Source organism: Rhodococcus sp. 27YEA15 (genome assembly GCF_049739425.1).
In the GTDB taxonomy this organism is placed as follows: domain Bacteria; phylum Actinomycetota; class Actinomycetes; order Mycobacteriales; family Mycobacteriaceae; genus Rhodococcus_F.
On sequence record NZ_JBMHHW010000002.1, the window covers coordinates 623,836 to 646,637 of the forward strand.

The following is a 22,802-nucleotide window of genomic DNA, read 5'->3' on the forward strand; positions in this document are numbered from 1 at the left end:
AAGAGTGCTGATTGTGGGACCGAAAACCTCCGTCAGTCCCACAATCGCCCACCCGTATGGATCAGAGCGCCCGCCACGCCCGACCGAACCTGCTGAGAATCTGATTCGCCGACTCTGGACCGGACTTCCCGGACGGATACACATCCGGTCCGTTGCACCTGGCCCAGTGCTCGAGCAGTGGATCGATGACACGCCAAGACCATTCAACTTCCTCGCTGCGGGGAAAAAGGGTCGCGTCCCCTCGCAGCACGTCACAGATCAACCTCTCGTAGGCCTCTGGCGCCGGGTCGAACACCGACTGGAAGTTCATCCCTAGACTGACCGGCTGAATATGCATGCCCCCACCCGGACGCTTAGCGCCGATATGGAGTTCGATGCCGTCGTCCGGCTGGAGCCGGAACACGAGCACATTCGAGACTGCAGCCGCCCCGGCCACGGGTGAGCCATGGGCGGGTGGTGTGAACGTCACCGCGATCTCTGTGGTCCGTCGCGCCAGTCGTTTGCCTGAGCGAATGAAGAACGGCACGCCGGCCCACCGCCGGGTCGCTATGCCCACTGTCAGGGCCGCGAATGTCTCGGTCGCCGATTCGGCGGGGAACCCGGCTTCGTCGGCCAACGCCGGCATGGGAACACCGTTCTCCATGCCGGCACCGTATTGTCCGCGGGCCGATGTCTCCGACAGCGGACCGAGGAGTTCGGTGGCGGAGAGGACCTTGATCTTTTCGGCTGCGATGCCGTCTGCGTCGAACGCGACGGGTTCCTCCATCGCGATCAACGCCACCAGTTGCAGCAGATGATTCTGGATCACATCGCGGGCGGCACCGACGCCGTCGTAGTACCCGGCGCGCCCGGTCACACCGACGCTTTCTGCCATGGTGATCTGCACGTGGTCGATGTGCCGGTTGTTCCACAACGGCTCGAACATCCCGTTCGCGAAGCGCAGTGCGAGGATGTTCTGCACCGTCTCTTTCCCCAGGTAATGGTCGATGCGGTAGATCGAAGACGGGGGAAATACCCTTTCCAGCGCGGCACCGAGGATCTGCGAGCTGGCGAGGTCGTGACCGAACGGTTTCTCCACCACTATCCTGCGCCAGCCGTACGCATTGCGGTTCAGTCCGGTGATTGCGAGTTGGTCGCAAACCGTGGCGAACGCTGAGGGAGGGATGGACAGGTAGAAGACGTAGTTGCCAGGCTTGCCGCGGCGGACATCAAGCTCGGACAACCGGGCGGAAAGCCTCGCGAACGCAGCGGTATCGTCGAACGATCCCTGCACGAGGTGAAAGCGCTCAGCCAGTTCAGCCCACACCGCAGGATCGAACGGTGTACGCGAATGCGCTATCACCGCGCTCCGTAGCCGAGTTTCTACGTCTGTGCAGTCGCGGTCGAAGCCGACGAGATCGAAGTTCGGCGGCAGCTGACCGCCATGTGCGAGGTCGTAGATCGCCGGGATCAGTTTCTTGCGCGCGAGATCCCCGGTAATCCCGAAGATCACCATCGAGACCGGCTCGGTGACCTGATCGGGGTTACCAATCAACGCCTCACCCACGACGCCCGAACTGACCACCAGCGGGTCTCGGCCCCTCTTCCGCATTTCAGACACAGTCACTTCTGCTGCACTCCGTCTTTCGCTCCACACAGGCGCATTCAAACAATGCGTCGATTATCAGTATCGAAGGCGCGGCAAGGTAGCGCACTTAGCCGAGCGGCCAGTGTCGGCTGCCCATGCGGTCAGGTGAGGGGGCCCCGAAACTCCCGTAGACATAGACCTCGGCACGACATTCAAGAATCGAAAGTAGAACGGTGACGATGAAACTGGGATTGGTCGGTCTGGGCAAAATGGGACTGAACATGCGCGAGCGACTGCGAGAACGCGGACTCGAGGCCATCGGATACGACCCTCACGTCGCGGCCAGCGATGCAAGCAGCCTCGAAGCGTTGGTCGAGGCGCTTCCGTCGCCGCGGGCGGTGTGGGTGATGGTTCCCGCTGGTGCGCCGACACGCAAGGTGATCGAGCAGCTTTCCCTCCTGCTCGCGCCCGGTGACCTCGTCGTCGATGGCGGCAACTCCCGGTTTACCGACGACAAGGTACACGCCGACATCCTCGCCGCACACGACATTCGCTACCTCGACTGCGGCGTCTCCGGCGGTGTGTGGGGACGCCAGAACGGCTACGCACTGATGGCCGGAGGCGACACCTGCGACATTAACCGGTTGATGCCAGTCTTCCACGCGCTGCGACCGGACGGAGAGCGGGAGGACTCCTTCGTCCACGCTGGACCTGTAGGCGCCGGACACTATGCGAAGATGGTGCACAATGGCATCGAATACGGGCTCATGCAAGCGTATGCTGAGGGCTACGAACTGCTTGCCGCCGAGGACTTGATCGTGGATGTGCCTGCGGTCTTGCGTGCTTGGTCGAAGGGCACCGTCGTGCGGTCCTGGTTGCTTGATCTTCTGGTGCAGGCGCTCTCCGGTGACCCTCAATTAGCGGCGATTTCTGGGTACACCGAGGATTCCGGCGAGGGTCGCTGGACCGTCGAAGAGGCCATCGCCCACGCCGTCCCGGCACCGGTCATCTCCGCGGCGCTGTTCGCACGGTTCGCCTCTCGCCAGGACGATTCCCCCGCTATGAAAGCCGTCTCGGCACTACGGAACCAGTTCGGTGGGCATGCCGTCCGGTCCGCCGAACCCACCGGGATCGTCTGAACCATGACGATCTCAAGCGATGCCCGGCAACCGGCCGTCCACGACTATCCTGGCGCCGAACTCACGCCCTCGGTCCTCGGGCAGTTAATCGCTTTGTACGAACATCAGACATTCACCGAAGGCGTTCTCTGCAATATCAATTCGTTCGACCAATGGGGCGTCGAGTTCGATGAGACGCAGGCGCTGGAGCTACAGACAGCCTTGAGCAACTCAGAGGGCTCCGCGCAAGCGCATGGACAGCTCGACCGAATTCGTTGTGCGTTGGTACCAAGCTATACGAGGCGATCGCCGGCATTAGGTTGCGGAGAGTGGTGAAGTGGCCGGGCACGAGCGTACTTTGTAGCTTCATCCTTCGTCGGCATCAGCTCGATCGGCACGGCTGCGTCGCTGAACACTGCGCCTGAGGCTGCCCGGCTGTCACACTCCAAACTCTCCAGGGCTGCAGACCTGGCCCATTGCCTGCACACCGTGATGCACGACGCGTAAGCATCGTCGAACAAAGCTGCGGTCGTCCAACCATTATGTGCTGGGTCGAAAGCGCTGATGACATCGGGTTTGATTCGCCCGCGCAGGGGAGACATCAAACCCGTTCTTACCCGCCCACTCCCGGATCGCACTCAGTTGTCAGATGATCGGCCAGGCCCCGACACGGCAGACGAGTCCTTGCTTTTCGCGCGAATCTTGCCGGCCGAGGAAACTTTCTCCGTAGCCTTGATGAAGGGAGCGAACGCTGCCTCGATCTTGTCAGCATTTGGTAGTCCGTAAGCCGATTCGACAATCAACACCTTGATAAGAGAAAAGATCTGCTGGCCAATTCCGTCGTCGATCGGTTTCCCGTCGAGATCGTCTATGAGCTGGCGGATGACTACTTCAGCCACAGTCGAGTCCTCTTCGTTGCAGGCAGAATTAAGTAGAGTTCATGCGATCCGTAGTAGCAGAAAAGGTGATTTGAAACTGTCATTCACACAACATGTCCGCGAAAGCGGACTCCTAACACCGTTGCCACCTGTGACAGTCGATCGATCCCAAATCCTCCTGAAAACAAGAGATTTGGCCACGATCTCGGCAGACGAGACAAGATCGTCGCCATCCAGCCCGGCAGTAGATATCTGTTACGAATTAACCGAACTCTGTGACACTCCTGGGGTGTACCAATGATCTTGGACAGTGAATCTCGGCATGAGAGAGGATCTGTACTTGACCGAGAAGCGTCGTCAATTCAGTCCGCAGTTCAAGGCGGAAGCTGTGCAGATGGTTGTCAGTCCGGATCGTTCGACCGCTGATGTGGCTCGTGAACTGGAAATAAACGCCGGAACGCTGACGAACTGGGTCGATGCCTGGCGTAAGAAAAATCCCGACCCGGCGACCGCGACGAACCCTGTGGAGGCGGCACGTGTGGCGGAGATGGAGTCAGAAATCCGCAGGCTGCGGATGGAAAACGAGTTCCTGAAAAAGTCGCCTTACAATTAAAGGGTCAGCGCAACAGTGCAGCTGAATGACGGTGTGAGTGTCGAAGATAGGTCGGCCAGGCATGTCGGATGAGAAGAAGGAGGAGTCGTGGCGACGGTGGCGAGCTGGGGAGTCAATCAGCGTCATCTCCCGTGCCACGGGGAAAGCCCGGGATCGGTCTACACACTCTCCTGATGTATCACGGCGGCATTGCACCTGCACCGCACAAAGCGCGTCCCGATCAATTGACACCTGTTGAACGTGAGGAAATTTCGCGGGCAATGGTTTCGGGCGATTCCGTGCGCTCGATGACGTCAGCTCTCGGCCGGGCACCCCCGACGATAAGCTGGGAAATTAGCAGGAATGGTGGACGGTACGCCTACCGAGCTGCGGCCGCACAGGACGTGCAGGTACACAGGCCAGACGACCCAAACCATGCTTGCTGCAACGACGCCCAGTACTGCGTGAGAAGGTGGTATCGATACTCGAAGACGAGTGGTCGCCGGAGCAGATCGTCGGGCACCTCAGACTGCACCACGGCGACGACAAGTTGGCGATCAGCGACGAGACGATCTACCGATCGATCTACACCACTCGGTGGGGTGTCATTCCGCAGAAACCGTGCAAGCGCCTACGAACATGGCGACCGATTCGAAAGAACAAGCGGCACAGTATTAAAGCGCAATGGAGGTCGCAGATCATCGATGCACGCCCGATCGAGGATCGACCCGCCGACGCCGAGAACCGCAGCGTGACTGGGCACGAGTGCCGCGCGACGATGTCGACGGGTGGTGCGGGTGCGAGGGATCATCAGTGACACTCGTTCACTCGGAGCTACAGGCCGCCGCTGACGGCGAGTGCGGCGAGCACACTGGCAACCACGGCCCCGTCCGCGAGGGCGGCCAACACCCGATACGACTGAGCCGTGGTGTCGAGGGCGTCTTCACGCAGTGCGGTGATCGCCTCCTGCAGATGGGTGTTGAGGTCTTCAAACGCTGCCGCGGAATCATCTGCAGACGGGCGCACCGCGATGCGCGCCCATCTCGGAAGTCGCCGGAATCGAGGGCCTGCTGAACTCGGGTGTGAGCACCTTCCCGCAGGTCGAGCGCTGTGTCGGCTTCGCCCAGGGCAGCGGCCGCCGCCGACGATCCGGGCGGATGCTGGGCGATGAGGTCGGTCGGTGCGACGATGTGGGCGGCGTAGTCGATCTCGGGTTGAGTGCCGGCCCCGCGCTGCAGCAGCGACAAGGTTTCGTCAGCGCGGGCCTGCTGCGCGAGAATTCGGGCGTTCGCGATGGCGGCGAGCGGTTGCGTGCCGTCCCACCCGGGCGTGCTCGCCGGCTGCTGAGGATACCTGGCTTGCCGTGCCCAGCCACAGCGTGAGGAGTGCCATCAAGACCGTCGCGGCGAGCAAGGCCGGATTGAGCGCCGGTGTGCGCTGTGCCAGATACAACTGGGAGAGGACCAGCAGCACCAGTGCCGCCGCCATGGTGGCCAGTACGGACGTCGGCAGTTGCTCGGTCCGGGTCTGTGTCCCTGCGACGGCATCGACCTGGTCGGCGTAGTGGGTGCGCGCGATCGGCAGCACCGTGTCCTGTATCAGGGCTGAGATGTCGCCTAGGCCACATCGATCGGGTTCCCGGCGTGTCGTTGGCACGGACGGTGGCGACCAGTCCGCGTAAAGGCTCAGGTAGCGGGACATGTCCGAGAGCTGCTGGACAGGGTCGGGTCGGGTCAACCCCGGTGGTCGCGGTGACCAGCGCGGTGGATGCGTCGGCGAGAAGTCGGGTGTAGGTCTGCAGCAGTGCCGCCGGATCGGCATCGGTGGAGATGAACGAGGTGGTGGCTGCGGCGTCGGCGACCGAAAGGTAGCTGTAGAGGTTCTGCGCGGCCACCGACAGTGGTTCGGTGTGGGCGCGCGCAGCGTCTGGATCTGTTGTTGCCGGGCCGCGACCGCTGCCGACTACACACACCGGCGGCCAGGACGGCCGCCACGAGCAGGATGAGCCGGCCCGGTGTGGAGGTCAGCAGATCACGCCACGGGCGGTGGCCCGGTTCGGTGTCGTCGACGATCCGGGATTCGCCCAGATCGTGTTCGTCCGGGGGTCTCGGTACCGCGTCGGAACACAGGGCGCCTCCCTGTCGGCGACTCCAACTGCTGCGAATGCGGGGCGAACCGAGTCGCTCAGTCTGCACGATCTTGCGGCGACATCGCGGGTGTCTGTGCGGGTTCGCTCGGCGGCCGGGCAAGCCGGAAACGGGACGTCAAAGGCCCGGGCGCCGCGGCGACATCTGCTGGCGATACTGCATGGGTGGGGTCACCGTTATGTTGCCAGCGTGAAACAGATCACGTTTCCCTCTTGACTTAGGGCGGCATCACAATCAACACTGGTCGTACTGGTCCAACCAGATAGACCAATTTCTGCCTCCGAGTAGGTGAAGGAACCTCATGTCGACTTCGTTCGCACATCCGGCCGCGCATTCCGCGCCGGCCACCGGTCCGTTCCGGTGGCTGCGCCGCATCAATCTCCCTGCCCAGGTCATGATCGCCGTCGTGGCCGGGTTGCTCGTGGGCACTCTCAATGAGCAGTGGGGCCTGAACCTGCAGCTTCTGGGCACGATTTTCATTCATCTGATCGAGATGGTGATCGTGCCGCTGATGCTGCCGCTGATCATTCTGGCGATCGCGACGATGGAATCGACCCGCACGCTGGGCCGCCTGGCCGGCAAGTCGATCATCTACTTCGAGATTGTCACTACGGTGGTCATCCTGATCGGCCTGACGATCGGGAATCTGACCGGGATCGGCAAGGGTGTGGATCTGCCGACCTCGGATACCTCGAATCTGGAAAACCTGCAGCAAGGCGTCGATTTCAAGACGATGATCCTGCAGGTCTTCCCGAGCAACGTCATCGAGGCGATGTCCACGGGCAACCTGCTCGCACTGCTGGTGTTCGGCGCCTTCTTCGGTGTCGCATTGGCCGCCATCGGTGAGAAGGCGGCCCCGGTGAAGAGCTTCCTGGACTCGTTGTCGGCGACGATGTTCACGGTGATGGGGTACATCATCAAACTGACCCCGATCGGCGTGTTCGGGCTGATGGCGCACAGCGCCGCGAAGTACGGATTCTCGTCGCTGCTCGCGCTCGGGCAGTTCCTGGTCATCTTGTATCTCGGGTTCGCCGTCATCGTGTTCGGCCTGTTCCCACTGATCGGTATCACCTTCGGCGTCCGCTACTGGGGCCTGTTCCGCTGCATCTTCCCAGCCACGATGATCGCGTTCATCACCCGCAGCACCGAGGTCGCCCTCGCACCGCTGCTCGACAAGCTCGACGACTACGGTGTCTCACGCAATACCTACTCATTCACCGTTCCGCTGGGCTACTCGTTCAACTGTTCGGGCGCCTCGATGTACCAGGTGATGGCGGTGCTGTTCATCGCCAACGCCTACGGGGTGCCGATGCCGCTGACCCACCAGATCGCCACCGTGGCGGTGCTGATGCTACTCACCAAGGGCATCGCGGCGGTGCCGTCGGCGTCCATCGTCACGCTGCTCGCCGCGTCGACCGCGCTGGGACTGCCACCAGAGGGCGTCGCGATCCTGCTGGCCATCGACTTCTTTGCCGATATGCCCCGGACCTCGGTGAACATCATTGGTGACGCTCTCGCCGCGGTGATCCTGGACCGCTCGGAGGGCAGCTTCACCGGCCCCACCCGCAAGTGGGGACTGAAGTTCGGCTGGGGCACGCACGCCGCCGCCACGGCCCGCCATGAGAAGACGCGGGCCGAGGAAGCCACAGCGAAAGCGCGGGCCGAAGAAAACACCGCGAAGGTGGCGACCAATGCAAGCCTCGACACGGCCGCGATCGCCAGCAGCAAGGGGCACGGACCGGGCCGGCTCGCCGGCGCCCAGGCCTCCGGCGCGGAGTCCTGAGGTCATGCCGTATCGCCCCCGCGCCCTGGTCCTTACGCTCGGCGGCACCATCGCCTCCACTGTGAACGACTCCGGCCGAGCCCATCCCCGCCCGCAGGGCCCGGATCTGATCGCCGGGATTCCCCAGCTCAAGGAGATCGCACGCGTCGAGGTCGACTCGCTCGACCCCCGGGCCCTCCTGCGAGATCACCTTCGAGGTCCTCGCCGACGTCGTCGACCGCATCGCCGCGGCGCGCAAGCGGGGCGACGCGGTGGTGGTCAGTCAGGGCACCGACATCAACGAGGAATCCGCCTTCGTCCTGGACCTGCTGATTCCGTCGGGGATCGCGGTCGTGGTGACCCGGGCGATGCGGCACAGCGATTTGCCCGGTGCGGACGGTCCGGTCAACTCGCCGACGCCGTCCGGGCCGCCGTCTGTCCAGCGGATCGGGCCCACGATGTGCTGGTGGCCTTCAATGGTCGACTACACTCGGCCCGCTCGGTGCGCAAGGCGCACACCAGCTCCACCGCCGCCTTATCTCCGGGGAGCTCGGACCGGCCGGTGTCGTGCACGAGGAGCGGGTGATCCTGCCCACCCCGACGTACTGTCATCGGCGGCCGCGGGTGCTGCTGGCGATAGGCGACGACGGCTGGTGGCTTGATGCCGCCAGGGCCGCCGATGCGCTGGTCATCGAGGGGTTCGGTGGCGGACACATCCTCACCGACCAGGCCTCCCGGGTGGCTGAAGTCGCCGCCCGCATCCCGGTGGTGCTGGCCTCGCTCACCGGGGGGCGGAAACACCCTGCGTAACACCTACGGTGGCTTTGCCGGCTCGGAGACCGCGCTGCTGACGGCCGGGCTGATTCCAACCGGCGGTCTCGACGGGCTAAAGGCCCGCACCGCGGTGACTATGGCCCTGTGGTCAGACGCCCACCGCTCCCCGCTGCGCCAGCTGTTCGAACTGCTCGACACCCCGGTGTCCCAGGCCGCTCCGAGGATTGACGTGGCCACCGCCACAACGCATACTGGTAGGACCGGTTTAACCAATTCATGGCGGCGGAGATCTGACACCACGCCGGGATTGGTCCAACCACCCCGATCAATGTTCGGTAGAAAGGAGGGATGAAAATGTCGCGTCCGGCGGATCGAACCCGTAAGTCCCAGGTTGTCGCGGAGCGGCTGCTCGAGCGCATGCGGTCTGGGCAGTACGCGATCGGGACCCGGTTGCCGTCCGAACGCGAGTTGGCGGCCGAGTTCAAGGTCAGCCGTAACGCCATCCGGGAGGCACTGCAGGTCCTGCAGCTCTCAGGCCATGTCGACACCCGGCTCGGCGACGGCAGCTTCGTCTCCGAACCGCACCTCGACGGCGGGTTCGACGACGATGCGGGCCTGCTCGCGGGCATCTCGATCACCGAGTCCCTCGACATCCGGGAAGCTGTCGAACTCTCCAGCGCGCTGCTCGCCTGCCGCCGGGCCACCCGATCGGACCTGCTCAAACTGCAAGCGGTGGTCGTCGAACTCGAAGAGCACCTCGAGCAACACGACTACAAGGCATACCTGCTCGCCACGCTCGATCTGCACATGATCATCGCCGCCGCCTCGCACAGCCCGTACCTGATCAAGATGGTCACCGAACTGACCGACCGGCACCGCGACGATCAGTGGCTACTGCACGAGCAGTACACCCCGGACATCGCCGCCTTCTCCCTCGAGGTGCACCGCGACCTCGCCAACGCCATTGTCGATAAGGATCAACTCGCTGTAATCGACTCCAACACAAGGCATTACGAGGACTACCCAGTACTGCACCACCAGGACTAGATCCCCGCGGCGGACACCACCGACCCAACCATCACCCACATCACTTCACAGCTCACGGCTGGTGTCGCGCCCGACGCCGCCCTGCGAACGGTCTCCCCGGCATATCCGAGGGCACCGCAAGAAACCCACCACAGTAGAAAGCGACCTCTCATGGCTCTCCTCGACAACTCCGGGATCCGGGACCAGTTCCCGGCCGCGGACAACACCCTCTACCTCGACTCGGCCCACCAGACGCCGCTGTCGCGTCTGGTGCGGGCAGAGCTGGACCGCTTCTACGACTCCGCCCTCACCCTCGCCGGGCCGAAGTACCTGTGGCTCGAGCGGGTCGAGCAGGTCCGCGCCAAGCTCGCCACCTTCTTGTCCGTGGCCCCCGAGCAGATCGCGTTCACCAAGAACACTTCTGAGGGCCTGAACATCTGCGCCAACGGTGTGCAGTGGGAACCGGGTGACAACGTCCTGCTCCTCGAAGGCGAGCACCCCAATAACGCCTACGCCTGGCTGTCCAAGCGCTCCGCCGGTCTCGAGGTCCGGCTCGTCCCGAACGACAAGAAGTGGGCCGACGCCGACACCTTCGCCTCCTACATCGACGACCGCACCCGCGCCATCGGTATCTCGCACGTGATGTTCCACTCCGGCCAGCGCAACGATGTCGCCTCGATCACCGCCGCCACCGCCGACCGCGGCATCGCCGTCGTCGCCGACTCCATGCAGTCCGTCGGTGTGATCCCGCTCGACGTGCCGACGCTGGGTATCGCCGCCCTCGCCTCGGGCAGCCACAAAGGCCTGCTCACCCCGCAGGGTCTCGGATTCCTGTGGACCGCCGCCGACACCGACCGGCTGACGCCGACGTACGTCGGCACCGCCGGTATTGCCAACGCCCGCCCGGACCTGGTGGCGACCGCCGACCCGATCGAGCTGCGCGCCAACTCGCACCGGTTCGAAATCGGAAACTTCAATCTTCCGGCCATCCACGCCCTCGGTGCGGCCCTGGACTTGATCGAGTCGGTGGGCGTCGCCAATATCGAGGAGCACACTCACGAACTCGGTGACCAGCTGATAGAGATCGCCGACTCTCTCGGCGTCGGGCTGGTCGGCCCGCGCGCGCGAGAGCACCGCTCCCCTCACATCTACGTCCTCGACCTGACCCAACCGGAGCTGCCGGCATCCCTCGCCGAGAACAACGCCCGAGTCTCGCCTGTCCGCGATGGCATCCGGGTCTCGTTCGGCATGTACAACACCTCCGACGACGTCACCCGGTTCGGTGAGCTCCTCGCCACCGCACTGAAGACGGCCCCGGCCACCGCAGGTGTCTCGTGAGCAACCACAGGAACCAGCCGGTGCGTATCGAACATGACCTGCTCGGCGACCGCGAGATACCCGCCGCCGCCTACTGGGGTGTGCACACCCTGCGGGCGGTGGAGAACTTCCCGATCACCGCGATCCCAATCTCCACCTACCCCGACCTCGTCGTCGCCCTGGCCTGCGTGAAGCAGGCCGCGGCGCTGGCCAACCGGGACTTAGGCCTGCTCGACGCCGACAAGGCCGACGCGATCGTCGCCGCATGCATCGAGATCCGCGACGGTGCGCTGCACGAACAGTTCGTCGTCGACGTCATCCAAGGCGGGGCCGGCACCTCGACTAACATGAACGCCAACGAGGTCATCGCCAACCGCGCGCTCGAAACCCTCGGCCACCGCCGCGGTGATTACCACCTGCTGCACCCGCTCGATCACGTCAACATGGGCCAGAGCACCAACGACGTATATCCCACCGCGGTGAAGGTGGCCGTGCAGTTCGCGCTGCGCCGCCTGCAAGACTCGATGCGCACCCTGGCGACCGCGTTCAACGGCAAGGCCGTCGAATTCGCCGACGTCGTGAAGATGGGCCGCACCCAGCTGCAGGACGCCGTGCCGATGACCCTCGGCCAGGAGTTCGGCACCTACGAGGTGATGCTCGGCGAGGACGCCGACCGGCTCCTCGAGGCCGGCGCACTGATCGAGGAGATCAACCTCGGCGGCACCGCCATCGGCACCGGCCTCAACGCCCACCCCCGTTACGCAGAACTGGTGTGCCGGCACCTGAACACCACCGCCGAGATCCCGGTCTCCACCGCCGCCAACCTCGTCGAGGCCACCCAGGACGTCGGCTCGTTCGTCCAGCTCTCCGGTGTCCTCAAGCGCACCGCGGTCAAGCTGTCGAAGATCTGCAACGATCTGCGGCTATTGTCCTCCGGCCCGCGGGCGGGTCTGTCGGAGATCAATCTGCCTCCGGTGCAGGCGGGTTCGTCGATCATGCCCGGCAAGGTCAACCCCGTCATCCCCGAAGTGGTCAACCAGGTCGCGTTCGAGGTGATCGGCAACGATGTGTCGATCACCCTGGCCGCCGAGGCCGGTCAGCTCCAGCTCAACGCGTTCGAGCCGATCATCGCGCACAGCCTGTTTCAGTCGATCACGCACCTGACCCATGCGTGCGACACCCTGGCCACCCGGTGCGTTGTGGGGATCACCGCCAACATCGAGCATCTGCGGCACACCGTCGAACATTCGATCGGCGTGGTGACCGCCCTCAATCCCTACATCGGGTACGCCGCCGCGACCTCGGTGGCCGCCGATGCGATGGCGACCGGCCGAAGCATCCCCGCCCTCGTCCTCGAGCGGGGTCTGCTCACCGAAGCCGAGATCGCCGAAATCTTGAAGCCCGAAAACCTGATTCGGTCGGTCGAGCTGCAGATCAAGTCCTCGCAGACCCGGCGATCGGTCCTGGTGTCCTGACCCCACCACAACGACCCCGCAGGCCCCACGATTGGAACCACCTATGACTAACCACCAATGAAACAGCACGTTCACGCGTCGTCGCCTGTAGCCAAGACGCGCCCGTCGAAACCGTCACCATCGTTCTGCCCTATCCCGGCCCCAATGACGTGGTCGTGAAGGGGCACTGTCACGTTGTTGAACGCGGCAAACTGGGAGAATGTGGCGTGAGCACCTCTATACCGTTGTACAAAGGTCACCGCTACCCGGTCGAGATCATCAACCACTGCGTGTGGTTGTACTTCCGGTTCCCGCTCAGCTTCCGTGAGGTCGAGGAACTCATGCTCGAACGCGGTGTCGTGGTCAGCTACGAGACGATCCGGCGGTGGTGCGACAAATTCGGGCAGGCATACGCCAACCAGCTGCGCCGACAGCGAGCGCGGCCCGGTGACACATGGCATCTCGACGAGGTCTTCATCCGTATCAACGGCAGCCACCATTATCTGTGGCGGGCGGTCGACCAGCACGGCAACGTGCTCGACGTGCTGGCCCAGTCGCACCGAAACGGCAACGCCGCCAAGCGATTCTTCCGTAAGCTGCTCAAGGGGTTGCAGTATGCGCCGCGAGTGATCGTCACCGACAAGCTGACCAGCTACAGCGTCGCTCACCGCGAGATACTGGCCTCGGTCGAGCATCGCCGATCCAAGTACTTTCAGCAACCGGGCCGAGAATTCCCATCAACCGACCCGACAACGCGAGCGGGCGATGAAACGCTTCACATCACCTGGGCATGCGCAGCGGTTCCTGTCCGCGTTCGGCGACATCTCACCGCACGTCCGGCCCAACCCACACAAGCTCTCGGCGCCCCAATGGCGTACCGAGATGGCCGACCGATTCGCGCTCTGGCAGGAAGTCACCGCGACTGCCGCCGCCTGAAAGTGAACGACCCTGAGGTGTCCTGTAAATTCTGTCTCAAATTAGCTGCGCTGCTGAACTTTTCGATTGGCGTGACAGTACCGTATCGAGTAGGTTCCGAACATAGAGCCGAGCGGTTCGTGGGCTTCCTTTGGCCCCGACCGTTGTCGTGAGGGTGCGAGTTTCCGCCGCGGGTCGACCACCACTGACCGGTGCATCGAGCGAGATGATCTTTCGAGCTCGCAGTTGCATTCGATCCCTCGTGCGTAGCCGGGCAGTCCAGTCCCATGGTTGACCAGGACACTGCCTCCGCGGAGTGCGCCTTCGATCCCGCTTTCGATGAGTAGCGCTTCGACGTCAGAGTCCTCACGGACGCAGAGTGCTAGAACATCGACCGCCTCTGCGAGGGCGGCGGGGGTGTCATGGCGGACGAATGATCGACCGGTGAGGGGGTCCAGTGAGCTGTTTCTTCTGGCCCAGACGTGCAGTATGTGGTTCTCGGGGTCGGCCAGGGCTTGTGCCATCGGAACGCCTTGATCGCCCAGGTCGATCCAGCCGATGTGTCGAATGGTGTCCACGTTCGTACTCATGCGAGGGTTCCTCTAGTGTGAACCAGGTTCTCGGCAAGATCCCAGAGCCGGTCGGCGTTGTCTTTGTCGAGCGCGTATGGCGCGACGCCGCGGGCGAGCTCGGCTCGTTCGGTGACGGTTTGCGCGTCGGCGACGTCTTCGAGGTAGTGTCCGCCGATTCCTTCGAGGAGCGGCGAGACAGCGGCGAAAATGGTTGTCGCGGCGCCTTGTTCGACGGTCTTGCGCCACTCGACCGGGGTGCGTAGGCCGCCCGTGTGTTTCTGTAGTCCGGTGGCGATCGCGCCGGGCATCACCGCGTTGCTCGTGATTCCGTCCTGCGCCCACCGTTGGGTGATCGCGACGGCGAGAAGCGCGTTAGCGGTTTTCGACTGCCCGTAGGCAGCCCAAGGGTCGTAGGGCCGGAACTTGAAGTCGAGATCGTCGAATACGACAGGTGAGATGAGGTGTCCGCTCGAGGTCAGAGAAACGACACGTGCGGTTCCGGCTTGGGTCAGCCAGCGGTGGAGTCCGAGCGAGAGCTGGAAGTGCCCGAGGAAGTTGGTCGCGAACTGTAGCTCGCGACCTTCGGGTGTTTTTGTGAGCTCTGGAGTTGCCATGATCCCTGCATTGTTGATCAGCAGGTCTACAGGGCGATCCCAATCGGCGACGAAGCGAGCCACTGAGCCGATGTCGGCGAGTTCGAGCGGTCGGACCACGATGTTTCCATTGCGAGTACGAGCGCGAAGATCGTCGGCGACGGTTTCTCCGGCGATGGTGTTGCGGACAGCGAGAGTGACGGACGTGCCCGCCTGAGCGAGTACTCGTGCGGTCTCGATGCCGATACCGGACGAACCGCCGGTCACGATCGCGGTCTTGCCAGTGAGATCTATGCCGTCAGCGACCTCGGCAGCTGTGGTGTGGAATCCGAATGGTGACTCGATTTGCTGCATTTCACGTTCCCTGGTTCGATGGATTTTCGTAGCAATACCCATCATCGGACGAACTTTGTGTGGGAAACAGATCGAGATTTTCCTGGGACGGCGAGTCCTATCTTCGGGATGACAGACCGAGTTTCGCTGCGGTTTCGCTACCGAGTTCGGCGAAGTACACGACAAGCTGGACATCGTTTGTGCCCGGAACGTTGAGCTTGTAGAACTCCAACTCGAGTAACCCCAGCTCGGCGTGCTGCAGCTGTCGCTTCCCTGCAGGCTGTGGGTTTACGTCACCACGTGCCCACAGTTCGCGAAATGTGCGGCTTTCCGCTGAGAGTTCATCGATCAGTTGGGTCATCCGGGGGCTCGCGACGTCGGCGCCCACCAGCGACCGTAGATGCGCGACCGCATCAGCTGCGACACCGTCCCAGCCTGAGTACAGCTCAGCATCATCAGATGCAAGAAACGCAATGCGAAGCAAATTCACCCCTGGTCGGATGTGGGGGAACAGACGTCGCGCCGCAGTGTTGGCGTCAAGTACATCCATGAACCGGTTTTGGGCGAATGCAGGTAGCGGATCGAGTGCTGTCAACAACGGCGACACCGGTGGGGTTACGGTCGGGACGGCCGGTCGCCGCCCGCTATCGACACCGACCAGATCAGCGAGATGTCCGCGCTCATGATCATTCAAACGCAATGCGGTTCCCAGAGCGTCGAGCACCTGAATCGACGGATGCACGTCACGACCCTGCTCTAGCCGCAGATAGTAGTCAGCGCTGATACCAGCGAGCTGGGCGACTTCTTCCCGCCGAAGCCCCTTCACGCGTCGACGCGGCGAATCGGGCAAGCCCACCGCAGCGGGAGTTAGCCGTTCTCGACGAGCCCGAAGAAACTCTGCAAGCGCTCGCTGTCCAGCCATAACGGCGACATTACTCGAGCAGATCTCGCTGCCAGATGCCTATGCCCAAAGACGCAGGCAAGACCGGCTGCCCCTGCCCCTGACATGCTCAGGCTCACCGAAAGGCTTTCGTATGACCGACACTGCGCCCATGCTGCCCAAGAGCGCCATCGTGCATTTGAGGGCTTCCTGGTGGTGGAGCCGCCACGACGATCTCGCCAACTACCAACTCGCCGAAATCCTCACCCGCCACGGATACCCGTGCACCGACATCAATGCACCGGAGGCTGTTGATGCGGCATTGCGTGCCGCCGTGAACGACGAGGCGGCGCTTGACGAGCTGGCCGACTGGGTCGAGATGATCGCCGCGCGCCGCGACGGAAACGGAACTCAGAACCCGCGCCACAGCCTCGGCGGCCAGACCGACTACCTCACCCGGGCCTTGGCCGAAAAGCCTTTGAGCGCCACCACGTTGCGGAAGTGCCGCCGGCAAGTCGGATTCGCAGACCAGATCCTCCGCAACGGCCGCGATCTCCCGGAATTGGTGAACCCCGACGCAAACATGACCGACCTCCTCCACCGTTACCGCGAAATTCGCGGCGCCGTACTCACCGCAGAACCGACCGAAAAATAGGCCATCGGACGTCCTGATCAGCGAAGACTGCATGTCTCTGGGATTACCTTCGGGATGCTGTTGGAGCAGGTGAGGTAAAACTGGGGTGATCGGTCGGGTATAGATAACGGACATGAGTGAGTACACGACAAGTCGTCGAGCTGGGTTGGATGAACTCGAAGCGGTAGGACGTCGGTTGATCGTCGACGGATACTTGCGGGGTGATTCGGTACTCACTCCCGGCCGGCCGGTGTGGTCGGTGGAGAACTTCCGCGAGCTGAAAGCTACGTATGTCGATAGTCCGGACGAGGGTCGTCGGGATTTTGGGACAAGCTGGCGGATCAGTTCGACGGTGCCAGCGACGGGGCGATTCAACTGTTCGCCGAGATCTTTCTGACCAACATGTTGCCTTTGTCCAGTCTCTTGGGGCGGACGAAGATTGCGTATCTCCGCAGGGTTCTGGAGATGATGGAAGAACCCGTCGCTATCCCGGACGACGTTGTCAGGGCAACTGCTGTGGGGGCATTTCACGGTGGACCAGGGTTCAACTTCGGCCGCTACTCGCAGTTGTGGTTGCTGATCAACTTCGGGCTGCATCTGCACACCCTCACCGAGGCCGACAAGGCCGCGATCGGTGAAGACCCGCGCGCGTTTCGTGCGGCCTTGGCCGCAGTGAAGACACCGAATCAGCCCATGCAACGAGGTGCCCTGCGCTATCTCGCGTTCCCGGAGTTCTTTCTGTCGATCGTGAGCCCGAAGCACCGCAGGCGTATTCGCGACACCTTTGTGTCATACCTGCCGCGACCAGCTTCCGATGACATCGACACCGATCTTTTCGAGATCAGCCGAGCCTTCGAGCAGGAACAACACGGTCCTGTCGACTTCTACCAAGAACCGTGGTATCCGATGTGGAATCCACCGAAAGCCAAGACCTCCAACGAATCTGACGATGAAGTAGACGAGGAGTTGGACGACGACAACGAGTCTGCGGCGACCGAGTTCTCTATCGTTGACCCGGATCAAGCGTTGGCGGATTCGTTGCACGTCGATCTTGACTGGCTTGCCCGATGCACCGATCTGTTGCGTGATCGGCCGCAGTTGATCTTCTACGGCCCGCCCGGTACCGGGAAGACGTACATCGCGAAGACGTTGGCTCGGCACCTCGCCGGCCCGGACAACGTCACCATCGTGCAGTTCCACCCCGCCTACAGTTACGAAGACTTCTTCGAGGGCTTCCGCCCCACTGCGCAGGGTGATGGGCGGGTCGGTTTCGAGCTCAAGCCCGGCCCGATGCGGCGCCTCACCGACCGCGCCCGCCGGCATCCTGATCAGTTGTTCGTCCTGGTCATCGACGAAATCAATCGCGGGAACCTCGCCAAGATTTTCGGGGAGTTGTACTTCCTCCTCGAATACCGTGACGAGGCGATCGAATTGATGTACTCCACGCACGACACCGAACTGTTCGTGCTGCCACGCAACGTGCTCATCATCGGCACGATGAACACCGCTGACCGCTCGATCGCGCTCGTGGACACGGCCATGCGTCGACGCTTCGGATTCGTTCCCCTGCACCCAGCGCAGGAGCCGACGAAATCGGTCCTGAGACGTTGGCTGACCGCCCGCAAGTACCCGCAGCGCGTCGCGGACCTGCACCACGCGCTGAACGCGGCGATCGACGACCCTGACTTTCAGATCGGCCCTTCCTACTTCATGCGCGCCGCCGTCCACAGCGACGGCGGGCTGGAGCAGGTGTGGGACACCGCGATCCTTCCGTTGCTCGAGGAATTCCACTTCGGTGACCGCGCCGTAGACCTCGATGCCCGGTACAGCCTGGCCGCCCTGGAAAAGAGCCTGGCTGCCGGTGAATGACCCAACCACCCTCACACTCGTCGAACGACCACCATGCGGGTACCACTGCCCTGGGTGCCCGTCGTGCCGCCCACAGGTGGCGTTGACACCGGACAGTGCCGCTGCGCTCGCGGCCACCGGGCTGGTCACCGTCACACCCACGACGACGCCCGGACTGTTCACGCTGACCACCACCCGAAAGATCGGGGCCGTCACCGTGGACACCCTCACCGTGCGGGTTGAACCGAAAACACCGATCAGCCGGGTGATCTGGATGATGGGTTACGTCCGCGACCCCACCTGGTGGTCGGCGCACACCGCGCTCGCCGACACGGACACCGATCTGGTCGCCGCGTTGGCCGAAGCATTCGTCGTCGCTGCCGAGCAGGCCACCACTCGCGGACTGATCTCCGGCTACCGGGAAGTCGAAGAATCAGGTCCGGTCCTGCGTGGGCGACTACGCGCTGGCGATCAGATCACCCGACGATTCGGACTCACACTGCCAGTGGAGATCCGCTACGACGAATACGACGAAGACATCGACGAAAACCGGCTACTTGCCGCCACTCTCATCTTGCTCGGTTCCGCGATAGTGCCGCTGCGACTGCGGACGAGATTGGCCAGGCTTCGCCGCACGCTCGCCGACGTCACACCACCGACCCCCGGCGCTGAACCATCCCCACTGCGGACGAGGTTGAACGAGCGCTACCACTGGGCGCTGCAGTTGGCGGAGCTGATCACCACACACCGCTCGATCGAGCACCGGATCGGGACTGTCGTCGTGCGAGGATTCGTCCTCGACATGTGGAAGGTGTTCGAGGACTTTCTGATGACAACCACCGCCGCCGCGATCACTCGCCACGGCGGCACCGGAGCGCGCCCCGGACAGTGCCCGGCCCGCTACCTCGACCTCGGCCGCACCGTCACAATCGAACCGGACCTGACCTGGTACGACCCCGGCGGCAAGCCTGTGGCGGTGATCGACGCAAAATACAAAAGCGTCGCTACTGGTAAGACCGGCCCGAACGCCGACATGTACCAACTGACCGCGTACTGCACCGCTCTCGGGCTACGCGAAGGGCACCTGATCTACGCGAAAGGTGATACCGAATCCCATGCGGTCGACATTGTCGGAGCTGACATCACCATCTACTGCCATGCACTCGACCTGACCACACCACCAGCCGTCTTACTGGCTTCGGTCGACACACTCATCGACGAGATCACCGAACGACTCGACACAGCCACAGCGTGATCCCGTTCGGCGTTTGCGATGTTGAGACGTCACGAGTCATTGGCACCGGTAAAGGCGGATTTTACCTGTATGACTGGGTGTGTCCAGAGAATGGAGTTTGTTGTGTCAGGGCTGCGTGATGGCAGGGAGTCGGGGTTCGGGCAGCTGGAGCATGTCTTTGTCCGACTGGCGGTTTGAGCTCTTGGCGTAGACGATGGCGTGCTTCCTTGGTGGTAGCTACGTTTCTGTCGGAACAGATTTCTCGGCGCCGTAGGTGGTTATCGATAGCGTTCGCTCTACGCGCGCTGCTGCCGAATTCTGATAGCAGCGTGATCATTTCCTAGTAGCCCGAGGTATGTTTGACCTGTTAAGGCTGTCGAAGTTCCGTCGTGGGCCACATCTGGATCAGGTAGTCCTCGACCGGATCACTGTCGACAAGGTGCCCGTCGTGATGAATAGCCTTGCCCCGGGCGAAAATTCGGACGCGGTAGCGCCGTTTTCCGGGTGGGGTAAAGCCGCGAACAGAGGGATTTTCGGGTACGTCGTCCCAGAATGATTGGAAGCTGACCCCATGTTCTGTGTCGTGGACGAGATCTCCTTCTGCGGTATCCTCCCATTCGCTGGCGTCGTATTCAGCTGGTCCGTCGTGAACCTCAAGTGTGACGTTTACCGGTCCACCCTTGATTCCCACTTTTACGCTGATGGTGTCTTCGGCGAAGATGGCGAGGGGAAGTCTGGATAGCGCCCGTGTACCAAATCCCGTGGAGGTCCAGCTTCGATCATGAACTGGCTGGTAGTCGGCGTCGAGGACGGTGTGGTGTCGTTTGACGATCATGTCGGGAGGCTCCTCTCTATGGCCCGCCGGGCGGGTGAAGAGCTGGCACCGTCCGTGACCTATCGGCCTGAGAGGTTTTTTGATCGCTCGTGCCGATTCAGGTTCTGTCGTCGGCCACATCTGAATGAGATAGTCCTCGATGGGGTCACCGGCGAGTGGGCCATCGTATTCAATGTCACGCTCGCGGGCGTAGATCCGCACACGGTACCGGTGTTTTCCTGGGGGAGTGAGAGTTTGGCCGGCTGTCTCGGGGATGGCCTGATCAAAGCCGCCGGAGTAGAAATGCCAGACGACGACGCCTCCGGGGTTGTCGTAGAACAGGTCACCTTCGACCGTATCTTCCCACTCGGCATCCACGTACTGGGGTGCCGAGTCGTACATTTCCAGGACGAGGTTGACTGGTCCCACTCGTATTCCGACCTCTACCCGGATCGGTTGTCCGCCGAACACCGCAAGGGTGAATTCAGGGTAGACACCATCGGGGATGTTGTCGGACTGGACCGGGTCGATATGGAATTGGTGGTAGTCCGTCTTGATCACTGACTGGAACCGTCCGACAAGCATCAGGACTCCCTCTCTACTCGCCCTTAAGGATTGGCTAAGGGGCTGTGCTGAACCGCTTTGTGCCTTGAGGACGAGCGCTGCCCCTTCACCCACACGGTATCGCTGGAACATCGAGCTGAGCGCGGAACCTGCGCCCTTGTTCTCCGATTCGGAGATTATGCAGACGCTGAACCCGGTCGGGCCTGTGGTCTGGGGAATAGCTCATTTTCGTCGCGTTTCATTCCACACTGTGGATGGAAGGTGCGCTCAGACTCGAGTCCGCCTAGGTATCGTTAAGGCGTCATGCGTACTTGGGAGATGCTGGAGGCACGTGATGCATAGAGACGAGAACCTGAGTAGGTTGCGGGTGGGGGAGCGGTATGCGACGTGATTCGACAAGTGACGGGCTGATTGCGTTCCTCGATAGGTATGTCGTTCCAGGACTTCTGGTGAGCGTCATCATGGCGACATCGGTGGTGATGGTGCATTTGATGGGATCGCCCATGCGGGTGACCGGTTTGACACCAATTCAAATATTGCCGATCGCTCTCAGCTTCGTCGCTGTAGCGCTCGGCCTTGTGAGGAACACGTCGAGCGCCGATCCTGCATCACTTGAGAAGTGGGAACTCCGCCGCGAAATTCGACTGTACAAGCTGCGCAGCTTTGCGGTGATTCTTCCACTTCTGCTTGGAACTCTTGTCGCGACAGTCACTCCTGTTGGGGTTGGGATTACAGCGATGACGGTCGGGGTGTCGGGGTTGTGTGCGCTGTCGGTTTTGCACAGCATCTCTGACAATCCTAAGGTTGCTGCAGCTGTGCGTAGCGAAAGTCGACGACGGGACTACCAGCAGTCCATAAAAGCGGGCAAGCAGGTGAAAGAGTTAGTTGCAGGTAAAACTCTGGGTGCTGGTGCTGCAGTACCCCCTGCGAATGTCGACTGGTGGACGGCCTTGGCGGGATGGATTCTTCACATCGTATTTGCCCTCGGTGTGCTTTTACTGCTGAAACTGACGAAATCGGTTTTCCCACTCGATTCCATCCAGAAACTCTTGGTGGCAATCGTCGCGTCCTTCTTGCCGGCGCTTGCGTATCTCTATGCGGCGCAGTACATACGACTAGTTAGGTACGTACGGGTGGGGTCGGAAGTCGTCGAACATGTGTTTCGCGCGGTCTTGTACGTGCTTATCGGACTCATATACCAGCTTGCTGTACTTTCCGAGTTGCTCGAACACGGCGACGTTCGCTACCTCGTCGTCAGCGTCATGACAGTCGTCGGAGTGTCGGTCCTGCTGTATAGATTGAACGTGCTCGCGGCGCGCACGGGTGAAGTGACACTGTTGACCCCTGTGGCGGCAGGGTGGCATCGGTACTACGCCAAGCGAAATGCTGCACTTCCCCCGCGGGTGACAGGCCTCAGGTAGAGACGAGTCCCCAGTTTTCGAGCGGAATGAGTGGCCGAGCTCGGTGGCTGACCATGACTGCACTGGTCAGCCGAGTTCGAGGCGACATTCGATATCGCGCGCATCATGATCCGGGGTGAACCTCAGATCTCAAGGTTTATCCTGTAAGGGGCCTTGACTCCGTGGGTTGGACACGCTTGATCCTGGTGCCAGACTGGGAAAAGCGAGAAGATCTAACCCGATGATCATAAAGAATTACACCGAAGAGTTTCGCCGCGACGCAGTCGAGCTGTACCGCGACACCGACGGCGCGACCGTGGCCGGGATCGCCGCCGATCTCGGCATATCCCACGGCCCCCTATCCACGTGGCTGAAGAATG

Annotated in this window: 20 protein-coding genes and 5 pseudogenes; 16 read left to right on the plus strand and 9 right to left on the minus strand. The window is 62.3% G+C overall.

Translation table 11 applies throughout. From position 1 onward, the window contains the following. Positions 1-61: 61 nt before the first annotated feature. The gene (zwf, locus tag ABH922_RS27880; RefSeq protein ID WP_424810250.1) at positions 62-1,591 is read right to left on the minus strand and encodes a glucose-6-phosphate dehydrogenase; all 1,530 of its coding nucleotides are present in this window, start codon (positions 1,589-1,591) and stop codon (positions 62-64) included. Between the two features lie 215 nt (positions 1,592-1,806). Between zwf and gnd the strand changes: the two genes are divergently transcribed. Together gnd and ABH922_RS27890 are read left to right on the plus strand one after the other, a co-directional pair. Next, complete coding sequence (gene gnd, locus ABH922_RS27885) at positions 1,807-2,706, plus strand: phosphogluconate dehydrogenase (NAD(+)-dependent, decarboxylating) (protein ID WP_424810251.1); 900 nt, start codon at positions 1,807-1,809, stop codon at positions 2,704-2,706. 13 nt (positions 2,707-2,719) lie between these two features. Continuing rightward, a pseudogene (locus ABH922_RS27890) lies at positions 2,720-3,004 on the plus strand (glucose-6-phosphate isomerase); the annotation flags it as partial. A 319-nt stretch (positions 3,005-3,323) separates the two neighbouring features. On the opposite strand, the gene ABH922_RS27895 reads toward ABH922_RS27890, so the two are convergent. Beyond that, on the minus strand, positions 3,324-3,584 hold the full coding sequence (locus ABH922_RS27895) for an Lsr2 family protein (protein WP_424810252.1): 261 nt from the start codon (positions 3,582-3,584) through the stop codon (positions 3,324-3,326). 319 nt (positions 3,585-3,903) lie between these two features. Between ABH922_RS27895 and ABH922_RS27900 the strand changes: the two genes are divergently transcribed. Together ABH922_RS27900 and ABH922_RS27905 are read left to right on the plus strand one after the other, a co-directional pair. Next, the gene (locus ABH922_RS27900) at positions 3,904-4,176 is read left to right on the plus strand and encodes a transposase (protein WP_424810253.1); all 273 of its coding nucleotides are present in this window, start codon (positions 3,904-3,906) and stop codon (positions 4,174-4,176) included. 418 nt (positions 4,177-4,594) lie between these two features. Then, complete coding sequence (locus tag ABH922_RS27905; protein WP_424810341.1) at positions 4,595-4,972, plus strand: hypothetical protein; 378 nt, start codon at positions 4,595-4,597, stop codon at positions 4,970-4,972. Positions 4,973-4,989: 17 nt separating this feature from the next. Here the strand turns inward: ABH922_RS27905 and ABH922_RS27910 are convergent, their stop codons facing one another. Together ABH922_RS27910 and ABH922_RS27915 are read right to left on the minus strand one after the other, a co-directional pair. Further along, entirely contained in the window at positions 4,990-5,181 is a 192-nt protein-coding gene (locus tag ABH922_RS27910) for a hypothetical protein (RefSeq protein WP_424810254.1), read from the minus strand. A gap of 228 nt (positions 5,182-5,409) precedes the next feature. Further along, complete coding sequence (locus ABH922_RS27915; RefSeq protein ID WP_424810255.1) at positions 5,410-5,742, minus strand: hypothetical protein; 333 nt, start codon at positions 5,740-5,742, stop codon at positions 5,410-5,412. A 954-nt stretch (positions 5,743-6,696) separates the two neighbouring features. On the opposite strand from ABH922_RS27915, the gene ABH922_RS27920 reads away from it, so the two are divergent. The 7 genes and pseudogenes from ABH922_RS27920 (at position 6,697) to ABH922_RS27950 (ending at position 13,571) form a co-directional block, all read left to right on the plus strand. Continuing rightward, positions 6,697-8,085 (plus strand): dicarboxylate/amino acid:cation symporter, encoded by a 1,389-nt coding sequence (locus tag ABH922_RS27920; protein ID WP_424810257.1) that lies wholly within the window; start codon positions 6,697-6,699, stop codon positions 8,083-8,085. A 221-nt stretch (positions 8,086-8,306) separates the two neighbouring features. Continuing rightward, positions 8,307-8,650 (plus strand): annotated as a pseudogene (locus ABH922_RS27925) (asparaginase domain-containing protein). Beyond that, positions 8,647-8,874 carry a hypothetical protein gene (locus ABH922_RS27930; protein ID WP_424810342.1) on the plus strand — a complete coding sequence of 76 codons (228 nt, stop codon included), beginning with the start codon at positions 8,647-8,649 and terminating at the stop codon, positions 8,872-8,874. Before ABH922_RS27925 ends, ABH922_RS27930 begins: the two are co-directional and overlap by 4 nt. Before the next feature lie 318 nt (positions 8,875-9,192). Then, positions 9,193-9,885, plus strand: coding sequence for a FadR/GntR family transcriptional regulator (locus ABH922_RS27935; protein WP_424810258.1), 693 nt, complete (start codon positions 9,193-9,195; stop codon positions 9,883-9,885). A 150-nt stretch (positions 9,886-10,035) separates the two neighbouring features. Continuing rightward, on the plus strand, positions 10,036-11,202 hold the full coding sequence (locus ABH922_RS27940) for an aminotransferase class V-fold PLP-dependent enzyme (RefSeq protein WP_424810259.1): 1,167 nt from the start codon (positions 10,036-10,038) through the stop codon (positions 11,200-11,202). 20 nt (positions 11,203-11,222) lie between these two features. Further along, positions 11,223-12,656 (plus strand): aspartate ammonia-lyase, encoded by a 1,434-nt coding sequence (gene aspA / locus ABH922_RS27945; protein ID WP_424810260.1) that lies wholly within the window; start codon positions 11,223-11,225, stop codon positions 12,654-12,656. Positions 12,657-12,862: 206 nt separating this feature from the next. After that, positions 12,863-13,571: pseudogene (locus ABH922_RS27950) on the plus strand (IS6 family transposase). Between the two features lie 36 nt (positions 13,572-13,607). Here the strand turns inward: ABH922_RS27950 and ABH922_RS27955 are convergent. The 4 genes and pseudogenes from ABH922_RS27955 to ABH922_RS27970 form a co-directional block, all read right to left on the minus strand. Continuing rightward, entirely contained in the window at positions 13,608-13,802 is a 195-nt protein-coding gene (locus ABH922_RS27955) for an NAD(P)-binding domain-containing protein (protein WP_424810335.1), read from the minus strand. 14 nt (positions 13,803-13,816) lie between these two features. After that, a pseudogene (locus tag ABH922_RS27960) lies at positions 13,817-14,140 on the minus strand (NAD(P)-binding domain-containing protein); the annotation flags it as partial. Then, on the minus strand, positions 14,137-15,069 hold the full coding sequence (locus ABH922_RS27965) for an SDR family NAD(P)-dependent oxidoreductase (protein WP_424810261.1): 933 nt from the start codon (positions 15,067-15,069) through the stop codon (positions 14,137-14,139). The gene ABH922_RS27965 and the pseudogene ABH922_RS27960, both read right to left, overlap by 4 nt. Positions 15,070-15,166: 97 nt before the next feature. Then, complete coding sequence (locus ABH922_RS27970) at positions 15,167-15,970, minus strand: helix-turn-helix transcriptional regulator (RefSeq protein ID WP_424810262.1); 804 nt, start codon at positions 15,968-15,970, stop codon at positions 15,167-15,169. A gap of 112 nt (positions 15,971-16,082) precedes the next feature. On the opposite strand from ABH922_RS27970, the gene ABH922_RS27975 reads away from it, so the two are divergent. From ABH922_RS27975 to ABH922_RS27985, 3 genes are all read left to right on the plus strand, one after another. Then, the gene (locus ABH922_RS27975; protein ID WP_424810263.1) at positions 16,083-16,583 is read left to right on the plus strand and encodes a hypothetical protein; all 501 of its coding nucleotides are present in this window, start codon (positions 16,083-16,085) and stop codon (positions 16,581-16,583) included. A gap of 444 nt (positions 16,584-17,027) precedes the next feature. Further along, entirely contained in the window at positions 17,028-18,431 is a 1,404-nt protein-coding gene (locus ABH922_RS27980; RefSeq protein WP_424810264.1) for an McrB family protein, read from the plus strand. Between the two features lie 82 nt (positions 18,432-18,513). Further along, on the plus strand, positions 18,514-19,665 hold the full coding sequence (locus tag ABH922_RS27985) for an McrC family protein (RefSeq protein ID WP_424810265.1): 1,152 nt from the start codon (positions 18,514-18,516) through the stop codon (positions 19,663-19,665). Between the two features lie 346 nt (positions 19,666-20,011). On the opposite strand, the gene ABH922_RS27990 is transcribed toward ABH922_RS27985, so the two are convergent. Next, the gene (locus ABH922_RS27990) at positions 20,012-21,043 is read right to left on the minus strand and encodes a hypothetical protein (protein ID WP_424810266.1); all 1,032 of its coding nucleotides are present in this window, start codon (positions 21,041-21,043) and stop codon (positions 20,012-20,014) included. A gap of 428 nt (positions 21,044-21,471) precedes the next feature. Between ABH922_RS27990 and ABH922_RS27995 the strand changes: the two genes are divergently transcribed. Both ABH922_RS27995 and ABH922_RS28000 read left to right on the plus strand, forming a co-directional pair. Then, the gene (locus ABH922_RS27995) at positions 21,472-22,443 is read left to right on the plus strand and encodes a hypothetical protein (RefSeq protein ID WP_424810267.1); all 972 of its coding nucleotides are present in this window, start codon (positions 21,472-21,474) and stop codon (positions 22,441-22,443) included. A 220-nt stretch (positions 22,444-22,663) separates the two neighbouring features. Further along, positions 22,664-22,800: pseudogene (locus ABH922_RS28000) on the plus strand (transposase); the annotation flags it as partial. Positions 22,801-22,802 lie beyond the last annotated feature (2 nt).

Bases quoted from the DNA above. Each gene is read 5' to 3' on its own strand.
- ABH922_RS27990 (WP_424810266.1), bottom strand. From the start codon at position 21,043: ATGCTTGTCGGACGGTTCCAGTCAGTGATCAAGACGGACTACCACCAA.
- ABH922_RS27920 (WP_424810257.1), top strand. From the start codon at position 6,697: ATGATCGCCGTCGTGGCCGGGTTGCTCGTGGGCACTCTCAATGAGCAG.
- ABH922_RS27955 (WP_424810335.1), bottom strand. From the start codon at position 13,802: ATGCAACTGCGAGCTCGAAAGATCATCTCGCTCGATGCACCGGTCAGT.
- ABH922_RS27935 (WP_424810258.1), top strand. From the start codon at position 9,193: ATGTCGCGTCCGGCGGATCGAACCCGTAAGTCCCAGGTTGTCGCGGAG.
- ABH922_RS27980 (WP_424810264.1), top strand. From the start codon at position 17,028: ATGATGGAAGAACCCGTCGCTATCCCGGACGACGTTGTCAGGGCAACT.
- gnd (WP_424810251.1), top strand. From the start codon at position 1,807: ATGAAACTGGGATTGGTCGGTCTGGGCAAAATGGGACTGAACATGCGC.
- ABH922_RS27975 (WP_424810263.1), top strand. From the start codon at position 16,083: ATGACCGACACTGCGCCCATGCTGCCCAAGAGCGCCATCGTGCATTTG.
- zwf (WP_424810250.1), bottom strand. From the start codon at position 1,591: ATGCGGAAGAGGGGCCGAGACCCGCTGGTGGTCAGTTCGGGCGTCGTG.
- ABH922_RS27970 (WP_424810262.1), bottom strand. From the start codon at position 15,970: ATGGCTGGACAGCGAGCGCTTGCAGAGTTTCTTCGGGCTCGTCGAGAA.
- ABH922_RS27940 (WP_424810259.1), top strand. From the start codon at position 10,036: ATGGCTCTCCTCGACAACTCCGGGATCCGGGACCAGTTCCCGGCCGCG.
- ABH922_RS27965 (WP_424810261.1), bottom strand. From the start codon at position 15,069: ATGCAGCAAATCGAGTCACCATTCGGATTCCACACCACAGCTGCCGAG.